Raw genomic sequence first — 17,408 nt, 5'->3', positions numbered from 1 at the left:
AGATCGAGAACGGGGAGGGGGCGCGTCGTGCGCAAGGGGGTCAAGGCTGCCGTCGTCGGCAGTGTGTTCGTCGTGATGGTGGGAGGGGCCGGGTACGGCGCCTTCAACCTCGTGTCCGCGCTGAACGGTGACGGCTCGGCCGGCTCGGCCGGCGAGGAGGCCGTCAAGACCGGGCCGCCCAGCAGTGCGGAGGTCGAGGAGACGACACGCGCGTTCTTCGCCGCCTGGGAGAAGGCGCAGGGCGCGAAGGCGGCGTCGTACACGAACAACGACGCCGAGGCCGAGCCGCTGCTGACGTCCTTCGGGCAGGACGCGCACATCACCGCCGTGAAGATCACGCCCGGTGAGGCGACCGGCCGTACGGTCCCCTTCTCGGTGAAGGCGACGGTGTCGTACGACGGGAAGTCCAAGCCGCTCGCGTACGACAGCCGCCTCACCGTCGTCCGCGGGGTCACCACCGGGCGGGCGCTGGTCGACTGGAAGCCGTCCGTCGTCCATCCCACCCTGAAGGACGGCGACACCCTCGTCACCGAGGAGGCGGCGAACCCGCCCATCGAGGCGGTCGACCGCGACGGCACCGTCCTGACGGAGGAGAAGTACCCCTCGCTGGGCCCGATCCTGGACGAGCTGCGCGCCCGCTACGGCGACAAGGCCGGCGGCACCCCCGGCGTCGAACTCGCCGTCCGGCACACGGCCGGCGAGGCGGCCGACACCTCGCTGCTGACCCTGTCCGAGGGCAAGCCGGGCAGACTGCCGACGACGCTCAGCGCGGGCGTGCAGGCGGCGGCCGAGAAGGCGGTCAAGGAGTACGACGAGTCGTCCGTGGTCGCCGTCAAACCGAGCACCGGCGAGGTGCTGGCGGTCGCCAACAACCGCACGGACGGCTGGAACGCGGCGTTCCTCGGCCAGGTGGCGCCCGGCTCCACGATGAAGATCCTCACCGCAGCGACCCTCATCGACAACGGCCTCACCAGCATGAACGGTCCTGCGCCCTGCCCCGACTCGGCGGTCTCGGAGAGCCAGACCTTCCACAACCTCACCGGCATGACCCCGAACGAGAACGCGACCCTCTCCGAGAGCTTCGCCCGCTCCTGCAACACGGCCTTCATCAAGTTCGCGGACGAGGTGCAGGTGGACTCCCTGACCAAGGAGGCGCAGGAGCGCTTCGGGCTCGGCCAGGACAACTGGAAGGTCGGCATCCCCTCCTTCGACGGCTCGGTCCCCGCCTCCGGCGGCCCGGACACCGCGGCCAACATGATCGGCCAGGGCCAGGTCCAGATGAGCCCGCTGAACATGGCCTCGGTGACGTCGACGGCGATGACGGGCACGTTCCGGCAGCCGGTGATCGTGCCGCAGCGCCTCGACGACCGTGAACTGGCCCGGGCGCAGGGTCTGTCGGGCAGCACCGTCACCCAGCTGCGCGCCATGATGAACCGCACCGCCACCAGCGGCACCGCGGCCGGCGTGATGTCCCGGCTGGGCGGCGACATCGGGGCGAAGACCGGTTCGGCGGAGGTGGACGGGCAGGCCAAGGCCAACAGCTGGTTCACTGGCTATCGCAACGACGTTGCGGCGGCGGCCATGGCCCAGCAGGGCGGTCGCGGCGGTGACGCGGCCGGTCCGATCGTGGCGGCCGTCCTGCGGGCGGGTGGCTGATGTCACCCACATCTCCCCCGCACAGGACGGGACTCTAGGGTGGGGCCGTCGTTGGGGACTGTGAGTGCTACGAGGCCGGTACGGCCGCACGGGCCATAGCCGGCCATGAGGGCGGCGGACCCGGGAATGCGCGGAGGATCGGGAAGCAGTGGGCAAGAGAAGGCGCGTCGCCGAGCGACGGAAGACGAAGCCCGCCGTCATCGGCGGGGTGATCGCCGTGGTCGTCGGCGGTGCCGGGATCGGCGCCTACGCGCTGTTCGGTGGCGGGGCCGCGGCCGAGGACGGCACGTCGGCGACCTCCGCCGGCGGGAAGAAGTCCGTGAAGACCGGCCCGCTGTCGGCCACCGAGGTCACCACCGCCGCCCGGGAGTTCCTCACGGCCTGGCAACAGGGCCGGGTGACGCAGGCGGCGGCCGCCACGGACGACGCCACCGCGGCGAAGACCCTGCTGACCGCCCACGCCAAGGACGCCCACATCAAGGACGTCACGCTCACCCCTGGCACCCGCACGGGCGACCGGCTCCCGTTCACCGTGAAGGGCACGGTGTCGTACAAGGGGGTCAGCAAGCCGCTGTCGTACGAGAGTTCACTGAAGGTCGTACGACAGGACTCGGACGGCACGCCGATCGTCGCCTGGGAGCCGGCCGTCGTGCACCCCGACCTGCGGGCCGGCGACCGGCTCGTGACCGGCGAGTCCGGGACGCCGCCGGTGACGGCGCTGGACCGGGACGGCGGGGAGCTGACGACGAAGGAGTACCCGTCGCTGGGGCCGGTGATGGACGGGCTGCGCGAGAAGTACGGCAAGACGGCGGGCGGCAAGGCGGGCGTCGAGCTCCAGGTGGTCCGCGGGAAGGCCTCCCAGGCCAAGGAGCTGTCCGACAAGACGCTGCTGGAGCTGAGCGAGGGCACGCCGGGCAAGGTGAAGACGACGCTCAGCCCGTCGGTGCAGGCGGCGGCGGAGGACCAGGTCGCCTCGAAGGCGCGGGCGTCGGTGGTGGTGCTGCGGCCCTCGACGGGCGAGATCCTGGCGGTCGCGAACGCCTCCCGCGGCTTCAACACCGCCTTCCAGGGCTCGCTGGCGCCCGGTTCGACGATGAAGGTCATCACGTCGTCGCTGCTGATCGAGAAGGGGCTGGCGTCCGCGGACAAGCAGCATCCGTGCCCCAAGTACTTCTCGTACGGGGGCTGGAAGTTCCAGAACGACGACAAGTTCCAGATCAAGGACGGGACGTTCAAGGCGAGCTTCGCGCGGTCCTGCAACACGGCCTTCATCAGCCAGGCGCCCGAGCTGGCCGACGACGATCTGACCAAGCAGGCGCAGCAGGTGTTCGGTCTGTCGCAGAACAACTGGTCGGTCGGCGTACCGACCTTCGACGGCGCCGTGCCGGTGCAGTCCGACGCCCAGATGGCGGCGTCGCTCATCGGCCAGGGCGGGGTGCGGATGAACCCGCTGAACATGGCGTCGGTGTCGGCGACGATCAAGGCGGGCGTCTTCCACCAGCCGTACCTGGTCGCCCCGTCGGTGGACGGGCGCAAGCTGGCCACGGCCTCGCGCACGCTGTCCGCGTCCGCGCTGTCGCAGCTGCGGGAGCTGATGGCCTACACGGCGGCGTACGGTACGGCGGCGGAGGCGATGGCGGGAGTCACCGGTGACGTCGGTGCGAAGACCGGCTCCGCCGAGGTCGACGGTCAGAAGAAGCCCAACGGCTGGTTCACGGCGTATCGGGGTGACCTCGCCGCCGCGGGTGTCGTCCAGTCGGGCGGGCACGGCGGGGAGACGGCGGGACCGATCGTGGCGGCGCTGCTGAAGCAGGGCGACTGACGCGCGCGTCAGCCGCGTACCGGCGTCGCGGCCGCCATGTACGTCCGGCGCAGGAAGCGGATCAGGGCCTTCATCTCGAACCGCACGACCGCCGTGCCTTGCGCGGAGTGGAACTCGACCACGGCCTGCACCCGCCCGCACGGCCACACCCGTACCTCGCCGGAGCCGGCCGGTGCGCGCAGGCCCTGTTCGAGCAGGGACCGGGAGAAGGACCACTCGTGCGGGCCGGGCAGACGTATGCGGACCGCGCGCGGGTCGATGTCGGGGTCGTAGCGCAGAACGACCGGAACCGCTCCCTTCTCCTCGAGTACCTGGACGTCCTCGTCCGTGACGATCTGGGCTCGTGCGTACTGTTCGACTACAGACATCGGACGGCCCCTTCACCCTGCGTGAGCTGTGCGAAAGCTGTGCATCCACTTCCCTCTCCAATGTCCCATATTTTCGGGATTATGCTCACCGGACGGGCGATCTCCCATGCACGCGCATGGAGCAACAGGAGACTGACTCGCTCTTGCAAGGCATTCGCATTAAGCCACTATCATCGAACGGTGCATGTACCTGACGGATTCATCAACGCCCCCACCTCCGCCGTGGCCGGAGTCGTCGCCGCGGGCGCCGTCGCCGTCAGCCTGCGCGGCGCGCGCCGCGAGCTCGACGAGCGCACCGCGCCGCTGGCCGGTCTCGTGGCGGCGTTCATCTTCGCGGTGCAGATGCTGAACTTCCCGGTCGCGGCCGGGACCAGCGGACATCTGCTGGGCGGCGCCCTCGCCGCGATACTCGTTGGCCCCTATACCGGCGTCCTGTGCATATCCGTCGTCCTGCTGATGCAGGGCATCCTCTTCGCGGACGGCGGCCTGACCGCACTGGGCGTGAACATCACCGACATGGCGATCGTCGGAACCGTCGTCGCCTACGCCCTCTTCCGCGGCCTGGTGAAGGTGCTGCCGCGCAGCCGCCGCTCGGTCACCGCGGCCTCCTTCGTCGCCGCCCTGGTGTCGGTGCCGGCCGCCGCCGTCGCCTTCACCCTGTTCTACGCGGTCGGCGGCACCACCGACGTCTCCCTCGGCAAGGTCGCCACCGCCATGGTCGGCGTCCACATCCTCATCGGCATCGGCGAGGCCGCGATCACCGCGCTCACCGTCGGCGCCGTCGTCGCCGTCCGGCCGGATCTCGTGTACGGCGCCCGTGATCTGCGCCGGCCGCTGAAGCTGCGGGTCGGCGGCGAGCTCGTCGACGCGCCCGCCGCGGAACCGGTCGCGGTCGCCGCGCGGTCTCACCGCAAGGTCTGGCTCGTCGGCCTTGTCACCTCCCTCGTCCTCGCCGGTTTCGTCAGCTTCTACGCCTCCGCCAGCCCCGACGGCCTGGAGAAGGTCGCCGAGGACAAGGGCTTCGCCGAGTCCGCCGAGGAACACGACATCGCCGACTCCCCGCTCGCCGACTACGGCGTCAAGGACGTCGACAACGCTCGCCTGTCCGGCGGCCTCGCCGGTGTGATCGGCGTCGGCGTCACCGTCGTCGCGGGCAGCGGCATCTTCTGGGCGGTGCGCCGCCGGCGCACCGACGAGGGAACCGACGTGTCGCCCGCTTCGCCCACGAGCACGGGCGTCTGACATGGGTGCGGGCCACGCCCACAGGCTCTATCGGTCGGGGTCCTCCCCCGTGCACGCCCTGCCGCCGCACACCAAGCTCGCCGCCACCTTCGCCTTCGTCGTGGTCATGGTGTCCACACCGCGGGAGGCGATGTGGGCATTCGGGGCGTACGCCGTGCTGCTGGGCGTCGTCGCCGCCGTCGCGCGCGTGCCCGCCGGTTTTCTGCTCAAACGGCTGCTGATCGAGGTGCCGTTCGTCGCGTTCGCCGTGCTCCTGCCGTTCGTCGCGGAGGGCGAGCGCACCGAGGTGCTGGGCATGTCGCTGAGCGTCAGCGGACTGTGGGGTGCCTGGAACGTGCTCGCCAAGGGCACGCTGGGCGTCGCCGCGTCCGTGCTGCTGGCCTCCACCACCGAACTGCGGGAACTGCTGCTCGGCCTGCAGCGGCTGAAACTGCCGCCGCTGCTGGTGCAGATCGCGTCGTTCATGATCCGGTACGGCGATCTCATCACCGACGAGATGCGGCGGATGCGCATCGCCCGGGAGTCACGGGGCTTCGAGGCGCGCGGCGTACGGCACTGGGGGGTGCTGGCGAAGTCCGCCGGGGCCCTGTTCATCCGCTCCTACGAGCGCGGTGAGCGCGTGCATCTCGCGATGGTCAGCCGTGGCTACGCCGGTGTGATGCCGGTGATCGACGAGGTGACCGCGTCCCGGGCGCAGTGGTCGTACGCCCTCGCGCTCCCGGGTGCGGCTCTCGTTGTGTGTTTGCTGGGATGGGTGCTTTGACTCCTCCCTCTTGCGAGCAAGAGGGATTCCTGGCTCACGCTGCTTGGCTGTCCAGCGGACAACCGAGACTTACACGATCAACACCAGCCGGGTTGAGACCAGCCCGGTTCTATGTGAACGCCAAAAGGAACGTGCATGCTTGGTTCTCGCAGTGCACCGTTCGTGATCGACGGCCCGATCGCACGGTGGGATTCGGAGGATTTGGTGACACCCTCGCTGGAAGTTTCCGGCCTCGCCTTCGCCTACCCCGACGGGCACCAGGCCCTCTTCGGCGTGGACTTCCGGGTCGAACGCGGCGAACGGGTCGCGCTGCTCGGGCCGAACGGGGCCGGCAAGACCACGCTGGTGCTGCACCTCAACGGCATCCTGAGCGGCGGCACGGGCTCGGTGCGGGTGGCCGGGCTGCCCGTCGGCAAGCAGAACATGGCCGAGATCCGGCGCCGCGTCGGCATCGTCTTCCAGGACCCCGACGACCAGCTCTTCATGCCGACCGTCCGCGAGGACGTCGCCTTCGGCCCGGCCGCGGCCGGGCTGACGGGGGCGGAACTCCAGGGGCGCGTGCAGCGGGCGCTGGAACAGGTGGGGATGGCCGACTTCCAGGACCGGCCCCCGCACCATCTGTCCTTCGGGCAGCGGCGCCGGGTGGCCGTCGCGACCGTACTGGCCATGGAACCGGAGATCCTCGTCCTGGACGAGCCGTCCTCCAACCTCGACCCGGCCTCCCGTCGCGAACTGGCCGACATCCTGCGCTCCCTCGACGTGACCGTGCTCATGGTCACCCACGACCTGCCGTACGCCCTCGAGTTGTGCCCGCGCTCGCTGATCCTGAGCGACGGCGTCATCGCCGCCGACGGTCCGACCGGCGACCTGCTCGGCGACGACGAGCTCATGCGGGCGCACCGTCTGGAGCTGCCCTTCGGCTTCGACCCACGGTCGGTGCCGACCGGGTCGGGGCCTGCATGACGCGTTTCCGTGACGGCCGCCCCCGGGCGTCCGTGACAATGGGCGCGTGACGGAACACGAGGACGCCGGGTCGCTGCTGCTGGACGAGCAGCTGTGCTTCGCGCTGTACGCCGCCCAGCGCGCGGTGACGGCCGCGTACCGCCCGCTCCTCGACGAGCTCGGTCTGACCTACCCGCAGTACCTTGTGCTGCTCGTCCTGTGGGAGCGCGGCGAGACCACGGTCAAGGAGTTGGCGGCGGCGCTCCGGCTCGACTACGGCACGGTGTCGCCGCTGCTCAAGCGGCTTGCGGCGGCGGGGCTCGTACGCCGGGAGCGCGCGGCGCACGACGAGCGCTCGGTGCTGGTTGCCTGCACGGGGCGCGCGGAGGAACTGAGGGAGCGTGCGGCGCGCGTGCCGGGCGCGCTGCTTGCGACGACGGGGCTCGGCGCGGCGGAGGTCGCGCGGTTGCGCGAGGAGTTGTGGCAGCTCGCGCAGCGGGCGGGGGCGGCGGCCGAGAGCGCCCGCTGACGACGTGCACAGCGCACCGCGCGAGGTGTTACCTCCGGTCACTACCCCCCAGTAGCCCAACAAGCCCTACCCGCCAGTACCTTGTGCACGATGTACTTGCACACCGCTGTGCTGTCTGCCGTTGTGTCCGCCCTGGGGGAGGTCCTGCCGTGACCGAAGACACCGCCGTCGACACCGCCGTCGACACCGTCCTCGACACCCGCCCAACGAAGATCATGTATGTCGCCGAGGCCACCGCGCACGGCGGCCGGGACGGCTATGTCACCAGTCAGGACGGCCAGATCGAACTGAAGGTGGCGATGCCTCCGGAGCTCGGCGGCGACGGCAACGGCACCAACCCGGAGCAGCTGTTCGCGGCCGGCTACAGCTCCTGCTTCCACAACGCGCTGGTCCTGGTCGGCCGTCGGGCGGGCTACGACCTGACGGGTTCCGCGGTCGCCGCGAAGGTCGGCATCGGCCCCAACAAGCAGCGCGGCTACGGCCTTGCGGTCGCGCTCAGCGTCTCCCTGCCCGTCCTCGACCCGGACATCGCCACGAAGCTGGTCGACGCGGCCCACGAGGTCTGCCCCTACTCGAACGCGACCCGCGGCAACATCGACGTCACGATTCTGCTGGGGTGACGAAAACCGCCCGAAACGAAGGAATCGCAGGCTGTACGTACGCGTTGCACCCACCGTCGCAGGCGTGTGAGGGAACGGAGTACGGACGTGAAGGTGCAGGGCACGGTTGCCGAGGGCTTCGAGCCGGTCAGGGCAGCGTTCGTACGGAACTTCGAGGCGCTCGGCGACCGCGGCGCGGCCGTGGTCGTCCATCGCGACGGGCACAAGGTCGTCGACCTGTGGGGCGGCACGAAGGACGTCGACGGCAGTGAGCCGTGGGAACAGAGCACCGCGCAGATCGTGCGCTCGGCGACCAAGGGCGTCGCCGCCGCCGCACTCCTGCTGCTGCACCAGCGCGGCGAGCTGGACCTGGACGCGCCGGTCGGCGAGTGGTGGCCGGAGTACAAGGCGGCCGGCAAGGAGCGGACCCTCGTACGGCATCTGCTCACGCATCGCGCGGGAGTTCCGGTCCTGGACCGTCCGCTGACCCCGTCGGAGGCGGCCGACCCGGACCTCGGCGCCGCGGCGGTCGCCGCGCAGACGCCGGTGTGGGAGCCGGGAGCGGACCACGGGTACCACGCGCAGACGTACAGCTGGCTGGTCGGCGAGCTGATACGGCGGGTCACCGGGCGTCCGGTCGGTGAGTGGATCGCGGACGAGATCGCGGGCCCGGTCGGCGCCGACCTGTGGCTGGGGCTCCCCGCGGACCAGGCCGCCCGGGTCGGACGCGTCGGGCAGGTGGCGCCCCCGGAGACGGCCGGCGCGCTGAAGACGCGCCCCAAGCGAGCCGTGGCCGACGCCTACGCCGACCCTGCGTCCCTCACCCGGCGCGCCTTCGCCGCGATCACGCCCCTGCCCGACGAGAACGACCCCGCCTACCGCGCCGCCGCCCTCCCCGCCTCCAACGGCATCGGCACGGCGGAGGGACTGTCCAGCTTCTACGCCTCGCTGATCGGCGAAGTGGACGGCGGGCAGCGGCTGTTCACCCCGGAGACGGCCGAACTCGCCCGGGCCGAGCAGTCCGCGGGCCCCGACCGTACCCTCGTCGTCACCACCCGCTTCGGCCTCGGCTACATGCTGGACGGCGCCGCCTCCCCGCTGCTCTCCCCGGCCTCCTTCGGCCACCCGGGCCGCGGCGGCGCCCTCGGTTTCGCCGACCCGGAGGCCGGCATCGCCTTCGGCTATGTCACGAACGGCTTCCGCAAGAGCGTCACGGCGGACCCGAGGGCCCAGGCACTGGTACGCGCGGTACGCCAGGCGATCGCGTAGCGACCACTGGTGGGTCACTTCGTGACGGCCCGGAACTGCCACGCCTGACGCATGTCGCCCTTCCGGGGGAGCTGAAGGTCGACGCGGGGCGGGTAGACCGCCAACGGGCTCCGGTCGAGGACCAGTTCGCTGTCGGGAGCCTGGAGGTGGAAGGCGAGGAAGCCCTTGCTCGTGCGCAGCGCCGGGCTCAGCCCCCACTCGTACGGGGTGCTCGTCGTCACGGCGAACCGGTGGGGCCGGAACGTGCCCTGGTGGCCCACGTAGGTGTTCTGCCGGATGTTGCGCAGGGCGATGTTGCCGTGGGTGAGCCGCACCACCTCCCACTCCTGGGCGCCCGGCGCCGCGCCGGGCGGCAGGATGACGAGGGGTTCGTTGGCGCCCTGGGCGGTGAGGAGCTGCCCGGGGTTCTTGGCGATGGTGTAGGTCCCGCCGGCCAGGGGCGCCGGCCGGCTCATGGCGGCCGCCGCCCGAGGGGCACCGGCGGTGAACAGGGCGGCCAGACTGGTGGCGGCGACGGTGCCGAGCGCGCGGCGTCGGCTCAGAGGCTGTTGCGTCATGCGCCGATCGTGCCGCGTCGCCGCCTCCAGTGAACCGCCCTGGACCCGTTTGACCAGGCCTTTCCCCCGGTCGGGCGACCCGACGGCCACCTCCGGTTGTGCGTACGGCCAAACCGTACGCGGCTAGGACGTACGGCGATCAGACGTGGATCGGGTGCGACGTCCGCCCGGACACCGCGTCGATCTCGCCGTGCGCCTTGGTGAGCAGCTGCATCGCGAGCTCGTTGAGCGCCCGCGCCCCAGCGATCTCCTCACCGACCCTCGGCTGATTAGGGTCGGTGTGGTGCCGGCTGGCGTGCCCATGGGCCCGAACCTCGCTCCCGTCGGGCAAGCGCACCAACGCGGCTGCCTTCGTGTGCGTGTCGTCTTCCTGGAACTCCAGCTCGACATGCCATCCCACAGCGGTGTGCATCATGACGATCTCCTCCGGAACCCGTGTTTCCAGGGTTGCTTCCAGGGTGCTCCTTCGATGCCGGAGTTGTCGCGTCCCGTCGTGGTTGTCGTGTTCCACAACGGCGTCGGCACCTCACCGCAGCATCAACCCGATCCCGGCCACCAGCAGCCCGGCTGCCACGATCCGCGGCGTACCGAACCGCTCCTTGAACACCACCGCCCCGATGGCCGCGCCCACGATGACCGATGTCATACCCTGCTCATACAGTATTTGGCATGAGCCGATCCAAGTTAGCCGCGACCGCAGTCACCGCGGGCGAGCCCGCAGCCATCTACTGCCGTATCTCGCACGCCAAGGACGAGGACCAGACCGGAGTCGACCGGCAGGAACGCATCTGCCGTGAGATCGCCGAACGGCTTCAGCTCCGTGTCGAGTCGGCCCACGTCTACGTGGACAACAACCGCTCGGCGTGGCAGCGCAACCGCAAGCGGCCGGGCTGGGAGGAGATGCTGATGGCGATGGGCGATGGAGAGATCCGGCACGTCATCGTCTACCACCCCGACCGCCTCATGAGGCAGCCCAGGGACCTCGAAGAGTTACTCTCCATAGCCGACGACAAGCGCATCCTGCTGCACGGCGAGGCAAACCGGCGTGACCTGTCAGACCCCGACGACCGGTTCATCCTGCGCATTGAGGTGGCCCACGCGTGCCGTTCCTCCGACGACACGTCCCGACGCCTGAAAGACGCCCTGAAGGACAAGGCCCGCGAGGGCAATCCGCACGTGGGCAACCGTCCGTACGGCTACACCAGCGACGGCCGCGCGATCATCGAGGAGGAAGCGGAGATCGTCCGCGAGGTCTTCCGCCGCTACCTGGACGGCGAGTCGCCGAGCCGCATCGCCCAGGACCTCACGGCACGCTCGATCCCCACGTCCAAAGGCAAGACATGGCAGCCCGAGAACGTTCGCCATCTGCTGTCGTCCAACTTCGTGGCGGGGGTCCGGATCCACCAGGGCGAAGAGGTGGGAGTCGGCGCGTGGCCCGCCATCATCGACCGGGGCCAGTGGGACGAGGTCCAGCGGCTCAGGGAATACCGGGCCGAGCGTTCCAGGGACGACCAGAAGCGGCCGACCCGGTACTACGTGCTGCGCGGAGTCGCGACCTGCGCTTGCGGAAGGCGCATGGCCGGCACGAACAGCCGCCGGTACGCCAATTACCGCTGCACCCGAGCTGAGGACACCGGCCAGCAGAAATGCAACCGCTCCGTCTCCGCTGGGCCCCTCGAAGCATTCGTGCGCGATGTGGCGATCAAGGTGCTGACCAAGCTGGACACCTCGGGCTACGAGCCCGCAACGACCACCCGCCCTGAGGCTGACGTACTCGCGGACGAGAAGGACCGGGCGAAGCTGGAGGAGCTGAAAGAGCTGTGGCTCAACGATGACGACTTCACGACGGCCGACTTCCAATCCATGCGTGCACCCATCCTCAAGCGGATGAAGGAGCGGCAGCGGAAGACCGTGAAACGGCCAATCGCCGTCCTGGAGGGGATCGCCGGACCGGACGCCGAAGCCAACTGGGAGAGGCTGGAGAAGGAGGAGGACTACGCGCGCATGAACGCGATCTACCGGTTCCTGTTCTCCGCCGTGGTCGTCCGCCCGCCGACGAGAAAGGGCAGGGGGTTCGACACCGACCGGGTGGACATCAAGCCGAACCCGCTGGACTAAGGCCGTGTTGCGGAAGTGGCTTTCATGGACGTGGGGTTGTGTTTGCATACTGCGGAGTGTCAGAGAGCGCCATGACGTCTGTTGGAAGGGCTGCTCTGCCGGTGGCCCCTGTGGTGCGGGTGAGTGAGGGAGATGACATGGCGGCGCAGCCCGAAGATATGTCGGCAGAGGCGGACGACTTCCCCTTGCCGCCTGCTGAGGTCACGGTTTACCCCAGGCAATCCGGCGCCCAGTCGACTCTACTGGTGATCGTCGCACTGACGTTGGCACCATTTGTACAGGCTGTGGCCGCAAGCTTAGGAAGCAAGCTCGGGGACACGATCGATGCCAGCGCCCGCGGAGCCGTACGGCGCTTGTTGCACCGGGTCCGCCACCACCCAAACATTCCGCCGGAAGATCCGCGGTTTGATCGCATGCTGATCAGCGTGTCGCTCCTCGATGAGGACTCAGGCGCTCGCGTATTCCTTGATGATGACCTTCCCGCCGAAGCGGTCGCCCAGTTGCTCAGGATGTCCCGTGGCGGAACACAGCGAGTCCGCGGCTCGGTGCAGTGGCTCCCGCATGGGGCGCCTGACGGGCGCTGGTACGTGGAGTCCGAGGGGCAGCCCGTATGGGTATGGGATCCTGGGGACCACGATTGGAAGCCCATTCAGTAGCAGTCACCAAACCACAGACCCTAGGGATGGTGCCGGGCAGGGCCGAGGAGCCGCGCAAGCCGTTCAGCGCTCTTCGGCCCTATCCGTGTGGGGAACTTGGCCGCTTGGCGCTCGACGGCCCGAGCCCACTGCTCGCTGTGGCGTCTCGTCACCGGGGCACCTCACGCTCTTCTTGGGCGATCGCGCGGTTCACGGCGATGTCTTCAGCGATTCCAGCGGCCAGGAGCGCGGCGCCGGGGGTGTGGCCTGAGCCGATGAAGCGCCAGTGCCTTTCGGTGACCATGTCGGGCAGGTCGGCGTGGCCCATGTGGTCGGCGCGTTCGGCGCGCAGTGCTGCGTAGGTCGTTGAGTAGGCGCGGGACTTGGTGAGGATGTGGCCCCGGTAGCCGAGCGTGTGAGACCAGGCGCGCAGGCGGAGGTGCGCGTATTCGGGAAGGCCGCCGAGGCGCCAGCAGGTGCGCATAAGGGTGCGAACATGTGCGCTGACGGGCGCTGACTCGACGTCGGCCCAGCTGGCGAGCGGGTGGTCGGTGCCGGCACCTGTCTCGCTCGCTCCCTTCGTGACGTACTTGGCCACGTACGCGGCGACCGCGTCATCGTCGAGTCCGTCGCCGTTGGCACGCAGTGGCCGGGCGTCGACCTGGGCGCCCCAGCGCAGTGCCAGCTCACCCACGGCGGGGCTGTAGGGGGTTTGGACCAGGACCCGCCGGGAGGAGGCGCGCACCGCATTGATGAGCAGTTCCGCAGTGCCCCAGGCCGGGGGTTCGTCGTCGGGTCCGTTCGGGCCGTCGAGGCGGACGACGGCGTGCACGTGGACGGCCGCCCGCTTCTGGTGCTCCGCGACGCGGGCGAACGACAGCCGCGCGTGCTGGGCGAAGTGGGACTGTACGAGGCCGATCGAGGACGCCAGGCGCCGCCGGACGCCGATGACGAACCGGTCCCACAGCTTGGAGGCGTGTGCGTGCCACAGCACGTGGGCGGTGTAGTCGTAGCAGTCGGGGCAGAGGGGTTGACCGACGACCGAGTCGTCCGGTGCATGGACGGCGCCGCAGCCGAGAGGGTGGCCGTGTTCGCATACGCCGCCGTCGCGGCGGGGACGGCATAGCTCCCCGGCGCGATGGACCGGGCCGAAAGACGGGGCAGTCAGGGTGACGAAAAGCCGGGGCCTTTGGCGGACTGTGGCGGGTACGTTCTTGCCGCCGAGGAGGCCCGCACGGACGAGGTGGAAGGTGTCTCCGGCGTGGAGGCAGGAGCAGGCCGGGCAGACGGTTGCGCGTCGGTTGCGGCAGCGGACGAGGAGGCGTTCGCCCGGTTCGTTGCGGGTGTCGTAGTGGCGGATGATCTCGCCGGTTTCCGCGTCCAGGGTGGTGGTCGAGCCGGAGAGGTGGACGGGGTGGGCGCAGCCGCCGATTGCGGTGATCTGCTCCAGCCAGCGGGGAAACTTCGGGTCTTGGGCGAGGCGGATTGCGTCGCGGTCTGCTTCGGGGAGCTGACGCAGGCGCGCCGTACGGTCGAGGATGGCGCGCCTGTCGGCCGGGGTGAACTCCGGGGTGATAATAGTGACCTTCCAGGGTGGGCCGCCGAAGCGGCACGGATGATGGTTGGTGGCGCGGTGTCGTTCATGGGCCGTGCTCCTTACGTACGTGGCCGGCTGTGGTGATCGCGGTCAGCGGATGGTTCCGGTGCCCCGGCAGACGCGGCAGCGTCGCAGTCGTCCGGTCCAGGTCCTGCGGGCTCCGTCGCCCTTGCAGTGGGGGCACCTCACGCGGGGCATGGGCATGGGCGTAGGTCCTTTCTGCTCAGGTGTGGGAGAAGCCGCTGATGACCCAGGTGACGAGTCCATGGATGGTGAAGACCACCGGGGTCTGGCCGAGGTAGAGGCCGAAGAGGCCGACGCAGACCGCTTCCCAGGCGCGGACGTCGCGGGAGCGGACGAGGAGAACGGTGATGATCCCGAAGATCACCGCGAACGTGAAGGCTGTACCTTCGCTGATCACTTGTCGTCTCCTTCCAGCACCGCCAGGGCGCGGCCTATGGCGGGCAGTTCCGGAGTCAGGGCTGCGTACTTCCGGGCCGTCGAGACGGCTTCTTCCGTGGGGGTGAGGTGGGAGCGCGCTCGGCTCCAGCCGCCCTCCGGTCCGGTGCAGACGGCCACGCCGCGTTCCTCCGCCGTGATCGACTGGGCGACGGCCACGGCGTCCTTGTTCAGGTCGCCCAAGGTCATCTCCGCGGTGCCGGGGTCGTTGACGCGGTGGCAGATGCGCCCGCCGAGCTGGGCCCGCAGGGCGGTGACGCCGGGGCCGAGGTCTGAGCCGACCCGCTGTCCGGCGACGACCAGGTGCAGGCCGAGTGCGGCCCCGAGCTGCGCGAGGCGGAGCAGCAGTGTGGAGCACTGCTCTGCTTCCGCCTTGCTCTCACGGGTGCCGTCGGACAGGTACAGCTCGGCGATCTCGTCGACGATCACGACGACCGGGACCGGCCGCAGCTTGTCCGGCAGCTCCCAGATCGAGCGGACACCGGCAGCCCGGCACGCGCTCATGCGGTCTTGCATGTCGACCACGAGCGCGGACAGCACGGCGACCGCTTCTCTGCGGCAGGTCGCCAGCGCACTCAACCGACCCGCAAACAGGCCCAGTTCCATGCCGCCCTTGCAGTCAATGCCGACCAGGGCGACCGGCTGCGGGGCGAGTTGGGTGATCAGCCGGGCCAGCAGGGTGGACTTGCCCGAGCGGGTGGCCCCAGCGATCAGCCAGTGCGGCACGAGCCGCAGGTTCATCACCCAGGCGCCGCCGCTCTCCAGGACCCCGATGAGCGCCGAGAGGAGTTCCGCCGGAGCCGTGGCTAAGCCGGGCCGCTGAAGCGGATCGGTGGCCGTCGCGGTCAGCAGCACGAGCCCGCGTTCCGGAGAGGTGACGCGGACCGCATGGACCTTCCACGCGTGCACCAGCGCGTCAGCGGCCTTCATGTACGTCGCCGGGGTCTGGCCCGCGTGCAGCCGCACGGTCACCGTGAGGCCCATCCGGGTAGCGCGCGGGAACGAGGCGCGCGGAGCCACCGGCCGCAGCGGATCGCCCTTGACCACCAGGTCCCCGAGCAGTCCGCGCGGCGGACGCTGGGAGACGGCGAGATCGTTGAGCATGGCGACCTTGCGCCAGGTGAACACCACCCGGCACGCGGTCACCGGGTAGCCGACGAGGTACCAGTGCCAGGCCGGACGATGCCGGCGCACCAGGTCGCCGACGACGAGCGCCCAGGCCAGCACGGCCAGCACGAACGCGAGCAGGATCGGCCCCATCACGCCTCACCGCCCTTGCCATGCGCCGCGCTACCGGGCACGGGCGTGATCGCATCGGCGCGGAAGCTGATGCCGTGCCGGTCGCCCATCGACCAGGCGAAGGCCGTCAGGCCGGTGACCTTGACGATCTGTCCTTCCTCGATGCCTTTCGGCTGACCGCTCACGGCGATCTCGATGACGGAGATGCGCCGCCGGTCCTGCCGCACGGTGACGGCCACGGTGTAGACGGGGTTGCCGTCGCGGTCCTTCTTCACCTCCTGTGTTTCGGGGTTGCTGAGCTTTGCTTCGGGCGCGATGGCGCATCGCAGTACGCCGAGTCGCGTCGTGTCCACGGGAATGGACTGCATTTCGTTGGCCTCCCTGGCCAGTCGGAACGGCAGCACATACTGACGTCGCTTGTCCTTACGAGTTACGACTATGAAGTCCTGTACGGCGAGAGCGCAACTACTTATGCTGACGAGTGATGTCGCGCGTGCGACGTGACTACGACCCGAACCCGGAGATGCCGAGATGTCGGAGATCCAGCGCCCCGGAGCCCTCTACCAGCAGGTGGCCGCAGCGATCCGCGAAGCGATCCTGTCCGGCGAGTTCGCGCCCGACTCCCTGTTGCCATCCGAAGCCCAGCTCATGGCCCGCTACGGCGTATCGCGTCCGACCGTCCGCAACGCGATCGCGGCTCTGCGCGCGGAAGGTCTCATCGACGTCCGCCACGGCAAGGGCAGCTTCGTACGCTCCAGCGGACACCCCGTCCTCACCATCGATCGCCGCATCAGCCGCACCGCCGAGGGCAAGTTCGTCATGCCCAACGGCGACATCTGGCAGGAGGCCGAGGAGCCGAGCACCTATCGCACCCGCACCACCAAGGACACCGGCCGACTCCTCCAACTCGACACGGAAGAAGCCCTGTTCGGCTGTGACCGGCTCCTCATCGACCCAAGCACCGGTACACGCGCCCTGCACCGCACACTGATCCCCTTCACCACCGCCGAGGCGGTACCACTGCTCGCCGAGGAGCCGTGCAAACGCCCGGCAGCGATCTACTGGCTGCTCACCCAGGACGGACACAGGCTGACGTGGACCGAGACGGTTCGCGCGCACATGCCGCTGCCCGACGAGCGGACCACGCTCCAGCTCCCGGACGCGACCCCGATCCTGCACATCGCCCGCGTCGCACACGGTGCCGACGACCGCCCGCTGTTCCTCGAAGAACTGCGCCTCGGGGCGGACCGTGCCGAACTCGCCTACCGAATCACCGCCGACAAGCAGCCCACGCGACGCACCCGCGCCTGACCGGCAACCGGCATCGGTCGAAACAGCCTTCACTTCCTCAAGGGCGCGCCTGCGGCGCGCCGGGGCGCCCGGCCGCCCCAGCCGGGCGTGCGGCGTGGCCGCCGGTCCCGTCCGGGCGCCCGACGCCCCACACCGCAGCACGCCCGAGGAGCCGAGGCATCGACCGGCCGTCGCGGGCCGGGGCCCACGGGGCTGGGGGTCGACGGCCTCCGAGACTTTAGGCAGCCACCATGGGGCGAGCCTCGAAGAACAGGGGGCCAATCGGGCACAACCGCGGGCAGGGCCAGTGCCTGCCCGATTCG

Annotated in this window: 18 protein-coding genes and 1 pseudogene; 11 read left to right on the top strand and 8 right to left on the bottom strand. The window is 70.0% G+C overall.

Going from position 1 to position 17,408, the window contains the following annotated elements; all coding sequences use genetic code 11:
• Positions 1–27 precede the first annotated feature (27 nt).
• Positions 28–1,656 carry a penicillin-binding transpeptidase domain-containing protein gene (locus ACTWQJ_RS12075; RefSeq protein WP_443306630.1) on the top strand — a complete coding sequence of 543 codons (1,629 nt, stop codon included), beginning with the start codon at positions 28–30 and terminating at the stop codon, positions 1,654–1,656.
• Positions 1,657–1,804: 148 nt separating this feature from the next.
• Entirely contained in the window at positions 1,805–3,478 is a 1,674-nt protein-coding gene (locus ACTWQJ_RS12070) for a penicillin-binding transpeptidase domain-containing protein (protein WP_443306629.1), read from the top strand.
• 8 nt (positions 3,479–3,486) lie between these two features.
• Here ACTWQJ_RS12070 and ACTWQJ_RS12065 read toward each other — a convergent pair whose 3' ends face one another.
• A complete protein-coding gene (locus ACTWQJ_RS12065; RefSeq protein WP_443306628.1) occupies positions 3,487–3,846 on the bottom strand; it encodes an SsgA family sporulation/cell division regulator in 360 nt (119 codons plus the stop codon).
• 180 nt (positions 3,847–4,026) lie between these two features.
• Here ACTWQJ_RS12065 and ACTWQJ_RS12060 point away from each other — a divergent pair, with 180 nt between their 5' ends.
• The 6 genes from ACTWQJ_RS12060 (at position 4,027) to ACTWQJ_RS12035 (ending at position 9,190) form a co-directional block, all read left to right on the top strand.
• The gene (locus tag ACTWQJ_RS12060) at positions 4,027–5,088 is read left to right on the top strand and encodes an energy-coupling factor ABC transporter permease (RefSeq protein ID WP_443306627.1); all 1,062 of its coding nucleotides are present in this window, start codon (positions 4,027–4,029) and stop codon (positions 5,086–5,088) included.
• 1 nt (position 5,089) lies between these two features.
• On the top strand, positions 5,090–5,851 hold the full coding sequence (gene cbiQ, locus ACTWQJ_RS12055) for a cobalt ECF transporter T component CbiQ (protein ID WP_443306626.1): 762 nt from the start codon (positions 5,090–5,092) through the stop codon (positions 5,849–5,851).
• 201 nt (positions 5,852–6,052) lie between these two features.
• Positions 6,053–6,814: an energy-coupling factor ABC transporter ATP-binding protein gene (locus ACTWQJ_RS12050; RefSeq protein ID WP_443306642.1), complete on the top strand. Its 762-nt coding sequence runs from the start codon at positions 6,053–6,055 to the stop codon at positions 6,812–6,814.
• A gap of 46 nt (positions 6,815–6,860) precedes the next feature.
• On the top strand, positions 6,861–7,322 hold the full coding sequence (locus tag ACTWQJ_RS12045; protein ID WP_385513473.1) for a MarR family winged helix-turn-helix transcriptional regulator: 462 nt from the start codon (positions 6,861–6,863) through the stop codon (positions 7,320–7,322).
• 149 nt (positions 7,323–7,471) lie between these two features.
• A complete protein-coding gene (locus ACTWQJ_RS12040) occupies positions 7,472–7,942 on the top strand; it encodes an organic hydroperoxide resistance protein (RefSeq protein ID WP_385513472.1) in 471 nt (156 codons plus the stop codon).
• 87 nt (positions 7,943–8,029) lie between these two features.
• On the top strand, positions 8,030–9,190 hold the full coding sequence (locus ACTWQJ_RS12035; RefSeq protein WP_443306625.1) for a serine hydrolase domain-containing protein: 1,161 nt from the start codon (positions 8,030–8,032) through the stop codon (positions 9,188–9,190).
• A gap of 14 nt (positions 9,191–9,204) precedes the next feature.
• Here ACTWQJ_RS12035 and ACTWQJ_RS12030 read toward each other — a convergent pair whose 3' ends face one another.
• From ACTWQJ_RS12030 to ACTWQJ_RS12020, 3 genes and pseudogenes are all read right to left on the bottom strand, one after another.
• Complete coding sequence (locus ACTWQJ_RS12030) at positions 9,205–9,747, bottom strand: hypothetical protein (RefSeq protein WP_443306624.1); 543 nt, start codon at positions 9,745–9,747, stop codon at positions 9,205–9,207.
• Between the two features lie 139 nt (positions 9,748–9,886).
• Positions 9,887–10,162 carry a DUF1876 domain-containing protein gene (locus tag ACTWQJ_RS12025; protein WP_385513470.1) on the bottom strand — a complete coding sequence of 92 codons (276 nt, stop codon included), beginning with the start codon at positions 10,160–10,162 and terminating at the stop codon, positions 9,887–9,889.
• A gap of 111 nt (positions 10,163–10,273) precedes the next feature.
• Positions 10,274–10,390: pseudogene (locus ACTWQJ_RS12020) on the bottom strand (EamA family transporter); the annotation flags it as partial.
• Between the two features lie 26 nt (positions 10,391–10,416).
• Here ACTWQJ_RS12020 and ACTWQJ_RS12015 point away from each other — a divergent pair.
• Positions 10,417–11,865: a recombinase family protein gene (locus tag ACTWQJ_RS12015; protein WP_443306623.1), complete on the top strand. Its 1,449-nt coding sequence runs from the start codon at positions 10,417–10,419 to the stop codon at positions 11,863–11,865.
• A gap of 137 nt (positions 11,866–12,002) precedes the next feature.
• Positions 12,003–12,521: a hypothetical protein gene (locus tag ACTWQJ_RS12010; protein WP_443306622.1), complete on the top strand. Its 519-nt coding sequence runs from the start codon at positions 12,003–12,005 to the stop codon at positions 12,519–12,521.
• 148 nt (positions 12,522–12,669) lie between these two features.
• Here the strand turns inward: ACTWQJ_RS12010 and ACTWQJ_RS12005 are convergent, their stop codons facing one another.
• The 4 genes from ACTWQJ_RS12005 to ACTWQJ_RS11990 all read right to left on the bottom strand — a co-directional run bounded on the left by ACTWQJ_RS12005 (position 12,670) and on the right by ACTWQJ_RS11990 (position 16,163).
• Positions 12,670–14,040: a replication initiator gene (locus ACTWQJ_RS12005; RefSeq protein WP_443306641.1), complete on the bottom strand. Its 1,371-nt coding sequence runs from the start codon at positions 14,038–14,040 to the stop codon at positions 12,670–12,672.
• Positions 14,041–14,320: 280 nt separating this feature from the next.
• On the bottom strand, positions 14,321–14,518 hold the full coding sequence (locus tag ACTWQJ_RS12000) for a hypothetical protein (RefSeq protein WP_443306621.1): 198 nt from the start codon (positions 14,516–14,518) through the stop codon (positions 14,321–14,323).
• Positions 14,515–15,816: an FtsK/SpoIIIE domain-containing protein gene (locus ACTWQJ_RS11995; protein ID WP_443306640.1), complete on the bottom strand. Its 1,302-nt coding sequence runs from the start codon at positions 15,814–15,816 to the stop codon at positions 14,515–14,517. Before ACTWQJ_RS11995 ends, ACTWQJ_RS12000 begins: the two co-directional genes overlap by 4 nt.
• Positions 15,816–16,163, bottom strand: coding sequence for an SCO3933 family regulatory protein (locus ACTWQJ_RS11990; protein ID WP_443306620.1), 348 nt, complete (start codon positions 16,161–16,163; stop codon positions 15,816–15,818). Before ACTWQJ_RS11990 ends, ACTWQJ_RS11995 begins: the two co-directional genes overlap by 1 nt.
• Positions 16,164–16,326: 163 nt before the next feature.
• Here ACTWQJ_RS11990 and ACTWQJ_RS11985 point away from each other — a divergent pair, with 163 nt between their 5' ends.
• Entirely contained in the window at positions 16,327–17,106 is a 780-nt protein-coding gene (locus tag ACTWQJ_RS11985) for a GntR family transcriptional regulator (protein WP_443306619.1), read from the top strand.
• Positions 17,107–17,408: the final 302 nt, after the last annotated feature.

Source organism: Streptomyces sp. KR55, from assembly GCF_052245645.1.
GTDB lineage: Bacteria > Actinomycetota > Actinomycetes > Streptomycetales > Streptomycetaceae > Streptomyces > Streptomyces flavusporus.
This window is presented reverse-complemented; position numbering and strand designations above follow the sequence as displayed.